The sequence below is a fragment of the Nocardioides sp. SYSU D00038 genome, assembly GCF_016924665.1.
Taxonomy (GTDB): Bacteria; Actinomycetota; Actinomycetes; order Propionibacteriales; family Nocardioidaceae; genus Nocardioides.
Map to the genome: position 1 here is coordinate 1 of NZ_JAFFJT010000043.1, position 5,654 is coordinate 5,654.

The 5,654-nt window shown below is 56.9% G+C and carries 3 rRNA genes; all 3 read right to left on the reverse strand.

Going from position 1 to position 5,654, the window contains the following annotated elements:
- Nucleotides 1-2 precede the first annotated feature (2 nt).
- Nucleotides 3-119: ribosomal RNA gene (rrf, locus tag JT721_RS20555) — 5S ribosomal RNA — on the reverse strand.
- A 189-nt stretch (nt 120-308) separates the two neighbouring features.
- Nucleotides 309-3,450: ribosomal RNA gene (locus tag JT721_RS20560) — 23S ribosomal RNA — on the reverse strand.
- Between the two features lie 446 nt (nt 3,451-3,896).
- Nucleotides 3,897-5,413 (reverse strand): 16S ribosomal RNA (locus tag JT721_RS20565).
- Together the 16S, 23S and 5S rRNA genes form the textbook arrangement of a ribosomal RNA operon.
- Nucleotides 5,414-5,654: the final 241 nt, after the last annotated feature.

Sequence of the window (5,654 nt, forward strand, 5' to 3'; positions counted from 1 at the left end):
ATGTCCGGCGGCGTCCTACTCTCCCACAGCCTCTCGGTTGCAGTACCATCGGCGCTGAAGGGCTTAACTTCCGGGTTCGGGATGGGACCGGGTGTTTCCCCTTCGCTATGGCCGCCGTAACTCTTGCGGCAGACCCCTCTTTTTTGTTGCCCGCACGTGTGGTGTGTGGGTGGGGGTGTGCCAAGCCTCTATGGTGTTGTGGTGTCACCAGTCCTCCCCGACGCCTCCGCGTGTGTGCGGGGGGGTGGGTGGTGGTGTGTGTAGTGGACGCGAGCGGAACTCTTTGTAGGTTTCCAGCTGAGTGGTTGTGGGACAAGCCCTCGGCCTATTAGTACCGGTCGGCTGGGCATTGCTGCTGTACACCTCCGGCCTATCAACCCAGTGTTCTGCTGGGGGCCTTACCCCATCTAGTGGGTGGGAAACCTCATCTTGAAACGTGCTTCCCGCTTAGATGCATTCAGCGGTTATCACTTCCGAACGTAGCCAACCAGCCGTGCCCCTGGCGGGACAACTGGCACACCAGAGGTTCGTCCATCCCGGTCCTCTCGTACTAGGGACAGCCTTTCTCAAGTTTCCTGCGCGCGCGGCGGATAGGGACCGAACTGTCTCACGACGTTCTAAACCCAGCTCGCGTGCCGCTTTAATGGGCGAACAGCCCAACCCTTGGGACCTACTCCAGCCCCAGGATGCGACGAGCCGACATCGAGGTGCCAAACCATCCCGTCGATATGGACTCTTGGGGAAGATCAGCCTGTTATCCCCGGGGTACCTTTTATCCGTTGAGCGACCACGCTTCCACATGCCGTGGCCGGATCACTAGTTCCGACTTTCGTCCCTGCTCGACATGTCTGTCTCACAGTCAAGCTCCCTTGTGCACTTACACTCAACACCTGATTGCCAACCAGGCTGAGGGAACCTTTGAGCGCCTCCGTTACATTTTAGGAGGCAACCGCCCCAGTTAAACTACCCATCAGGCACTGTCCCTGAACCAGATCATGGTCCTAGGTTAGACATCTAGTACGACCAGAGTGGTATTTCAACGATGACTCCACACACACTGGCGTGCATGCTTCACAGTCTCCCACCTATCCTACACAAGCCGAACCAAACACCAATACCAAACTATAGTAAAGGTCCCGGGGTCTTTCCGTCCTGCCGCGCGTAACGAGCATCTTTACTCGTAGTGCAATTTCGCCGAGTCCACGGTTGAGACAGCGCCCAAGTCGTTACTCCATTCGTGCAGGTCGGAACTTACCCGACAAGGAATTTCGCTACCTTAGGATGGTTATAGTTACCACCGCCGTTTACTGGGGCTTAAATTCTCCGCTTCGACACTTGCGTGTCTAACAGGTCCTCTTAACCTTCCAGCACCGGGCAGGAGTCAGTCCGTATACATCGTCTTACAACTTCGCACGGACCTGTGTTTTTAGTAAACAGTCGCTTGGGCCTGGTCTCTGCGGCCATCACCGCTACCCCCAGCTAGTGGGTTCACGGATCCGGCCCCCCTTCTCCCGAAGTTACGGGGGCATTTTGCCGAGTTCCTTAACCATGGTTCGCTCGATCGCCTTGGTATTCTCTACCTGATCACCTGAGTCGGTTTGGGGTACGGGCGGCGCGTAGCTCGCTAGAGGTTTTTCTCGACAGCATAGGATCACCCACTTCCCCCATACGGGGTCGGCATCACGTCTCAGGGCCGGCATCCAAGCCAGAGTCCCGGATTTACCTGGAACTCCCCCTACACGCTTACCCACGCAACAACCATCGGCGTGGTTGGGCTACCTTCCTGCGTCACCCCATCGCTTGACTACTACCAGATCGGGTCCCACGCTCCACCCAACAGCCTCACCCCGAAGGGATCGGTCCGCTGGGCTTTGGGTGGTTAGCATCACCAGGTTCGTCATGGGCGCTACTTTGCCGGTACGGGAATATCAACCCGTTGTCCATCGACTACGCCTGTCGGCCTCGCCTTAGGTCCCGACTTACCCAGGGCAGATTAGCTTGACCCTGGAACCCTTGATCATTCGGCGCACGGGTTTCTCACCCGTGATTCGCTACTCATGCCTGCATTCTCACTCGTGTCGCATCCACCCCTGGGTCACCCCGGAGCTTCACCCGCGACACGACGCTCCCCTACCCATCCACACACCCGTTGGGGCTGCTCCACACAAGGTGGGCGTGAATGCCATAGCTTCGGCGGATGACTTGAGCCCCGCTACATTGTCGGCGCGGAATCACTTGACCAGTGAGCTATTACGCACTCTTTCAAGGGTGGCTGCTTCCAAGCCAACCTCCTGGTTGTCACTGCGACTCCACATCCTTTTCCACTTAGTCACCGCTTAGGGGCCTTAGCTGATGGTCTGGGCTGTTTCCCTCTCGACTACGGAGCTTATCCCCCGCAGTCTCACTGCTGCGCTCTCACTTACCGGCATTCGGAGTTTGGCTAACGTCAGTAACCTGGTAGGGCCCATCGGCTATCCAGTGCTCTACCTCCGGCAAGAAACACGCAACGCTGCACCTAAATGCATTTCGGGGAGAACCAGCTATCACGGAGTTTGATTGGCCTTTCACCCCTATCCACAGGTCATCCCCTCAGTTTTCAACCTAAGTGGGTTCGGTCCTCCACGCGGTCTTACCCGCGCTTCAACCTGCCCATGGATAGATCACTCCGCTTCGGGTCTTGATCGCGCTACTACACCGACACACGCCGGATACGCCCTCTTCGGACTCGCTTTCGCTACGGCTACCCCACACGGGTTAACCTCGCAACACAACGCAAACTCGCAGGCTCATTCTTCAAAAGGCACGCCATCACCCCACCAATGATGAGGCTCTGACGGATTGTAGGCACACGGTTTCAGGTACTATTTCACTCCCCGCCAGGGGTACTTTTCACCTTTCCCTCACGGTACTTGTCCGCTATCGGTCATCAAGGAGTATTTAGGCTTAACAGGTGGTCCTGCCAGATTCACACGGAATTTCAGGGGTTCCGTGTTACTTGGGAACACACTCCGGAGGCACGCACTTACGTCTACGGGACTATCACCCTCTACGGCGCCGCTTTCCAACGACTTCGACTTCACACGCACTTTCTAACTCCGCACCCCACCGGCAGATGAGGTCGAATGGTCCCACAACCCCCCATGCGCAACCCCTGCCGGGTATCACACGCACGAGGTTTAGCCTAATCCGCTTTCGCTCGCCACTACTCACGGAATCACTATTGTTTTCTCTTCCTATGGGTACTGAGATGTTTCACTTCCCCACGTTCCCTCCACACACCCTATATATTCAGGTGCGGGTAACTGGACATGACTCCAGCTGGGTTTCCCCATTCGGACACCCCCGGATCACAGCTCGGTTGCCAACTCCCCAGGGCTTATCGCAGGCTCCTACGTCCTTCATCGGCTCTTGATGCCAAGGCATCCACCATGTGCCCTTCATAGCTTGTCTCACAAACACTCAGCAAGAAACTACAAAGATAATACGAGGCGACAACCCCATGGTAAGAGTCGCCGCCAGATGCTCGCGTCCACTATCAAGTTCACAAAAAACAAACCCACCAACACCCACCCACACCAAACGCGCGAGCAGACAAAGGAGGCCCACCGAGAAAACCAACACCCACAACCAAACCCACAACAACCAGGCCCGGCCGGCGTATTGATCCCTCAGGACCCAACAGTGTGCCACCACCCCACCCACCCACACGAGACTCCAGGTTCCACACCCACACCCCGGCCCACCCGCCCACCAGGGACGAGAAGACACAAGACAACGGGTAGTACTGAGAAGCCCCACGCAGACGCGACGGGGTCCTTCATCGACGATTCCACTAGTGAACACCACCAAGTGCCGCCCAGACACATGCTGGACGCGCGGCGATGAGTGCTCCTTAGAAAGGAGGTGATCCAGCCGCACCTTCCGGTACGGCTACCTTGTTACGACTTCGTCCCAATCGCCAGCCCCACCTTCGACGGCTCCCTCCACAAGGGTTGGGCCACCGGCTTCGGGTGTTGCCGACTTTCGTGACGTGACGGGCGGTGTGTACAAGGCCCGGGAACGTATTCACCGCAGCGTTGCTGATCTGCGATTACTAGCGACTCCGACTTCATGGGGTCGAGTTGCAGACCCCAATCCGAACTGAGACCGGCTTTTTGGGATTCGCTCCGCCTTACAGCATCGCAGCCCTTTGTACCGGCCATTGTAGCATGCGTGAAGCCCTGGACATAAGGGGCATGATGACTTGACGTCATCCCCACCTTCCTCCGAGTTGACCCCGGCAGTCTCCTATGAGTCCCCACCATCACGTGCTGGCAACATAGGACGAGGGTTGCGCTCGTTGCGGGACTTAACCCAACATCTCACGACACGAGCTGACGACAGCCATGCACCACCTGTACACCGACTAAAAGGGCACCTATCTCTAGGTGTTTCCGGCGTATGTCAAACCCAGGTAAGGTTCTTCGCGTTGCATCGAATTAATCCGCATGCTCCGCCGCTTGTGCGGGCCCCCGTCAATTCCTTTGAGTTTTAGCCTTGCGGCCGTACTCCCCAGGCGGGGCGCTTAATGCGTTAGCTGCGGCACGGAACCCGTGGAATGGATCCCACACCTAGCGCCCAACGTTTACGGTGTGGACTACCAGGGTATCTAATCCTGTTCGCTCCCCACACTTTCGCTCCTCAGCGTCAGGACATTCCCAGAGAACCGCCTTCGCCACCGGTGTTCCTCCTGATATCTGCGCATTTCACCGCTACACCAGGAATTCCGTTCTCCCCTGAATGCCTCTAGTCTGCCCGTATCGAAAGCAAGCACCGAGTTAAGCCCGGTGTTTTCACTCCCGACGCGACAAACCGCCTACGAGCCCTTTACGCCCAATAATTCCGGACAACGCTCGGACCCTACGTATTACCGCGGCTGCTGGCACGTAGTTGGCCGGTCCTTCTTCTGTACCTACCGTCACTCACGCTTCGTCGGTACTGAAAGAGGTTTACAACCCGAAGGCCGTCATCCCTCACGCGGCGTTGCTGGATCAGGCTTCCGCCCATTGTCCAATATTCCCCACTGCTGCCTCCCGTAGGAGTCTGGGCCGTGTCTCAGTCCCAGTGTGGCCGGTCACCCTCTCAGGCCGGCTACCCGTCGAAGCCTTGGTAGGCCATTACCCCACCAACAAGCTGATAGGCCGCGAGCACATCCTCCACCGAAAAAACTTTCCACCCAGCCCCATGCAGAACCAGGTCATATCCGGTATTAATTTCGGTTTCCCGAAGCTATCCCGAAGTGAAGGGCAGATTACTCACGTGTTACTCACCCGTTCGCCGCTCGTGTACCCCCGAAGGAGCCTTACCGCTCGACTTGCATGTGTTAAGCACGCCGCCAGCGTTCGTCCTGAGCCAGGATCAAACTCTCCGTAGAAAACTACAACCCAACCCCCACCACCCCCCAAAGGAAGCAGTCAAGAGCCAGGAAAAAGAGAAGCCCCTGACAGGAGACACTGACAAAAAAGCCAGAATCATCGTCAAAGAAACCATCAACCAACCCCAACCACCACCACCCCAGAAAAGGACAGCAGCAACCAGAATCAGCCAACGGGGCAAAACAAACTAATTCGTCGACTATGACACACTGTTGAGTTCTCAAAGATCAAACGCACACC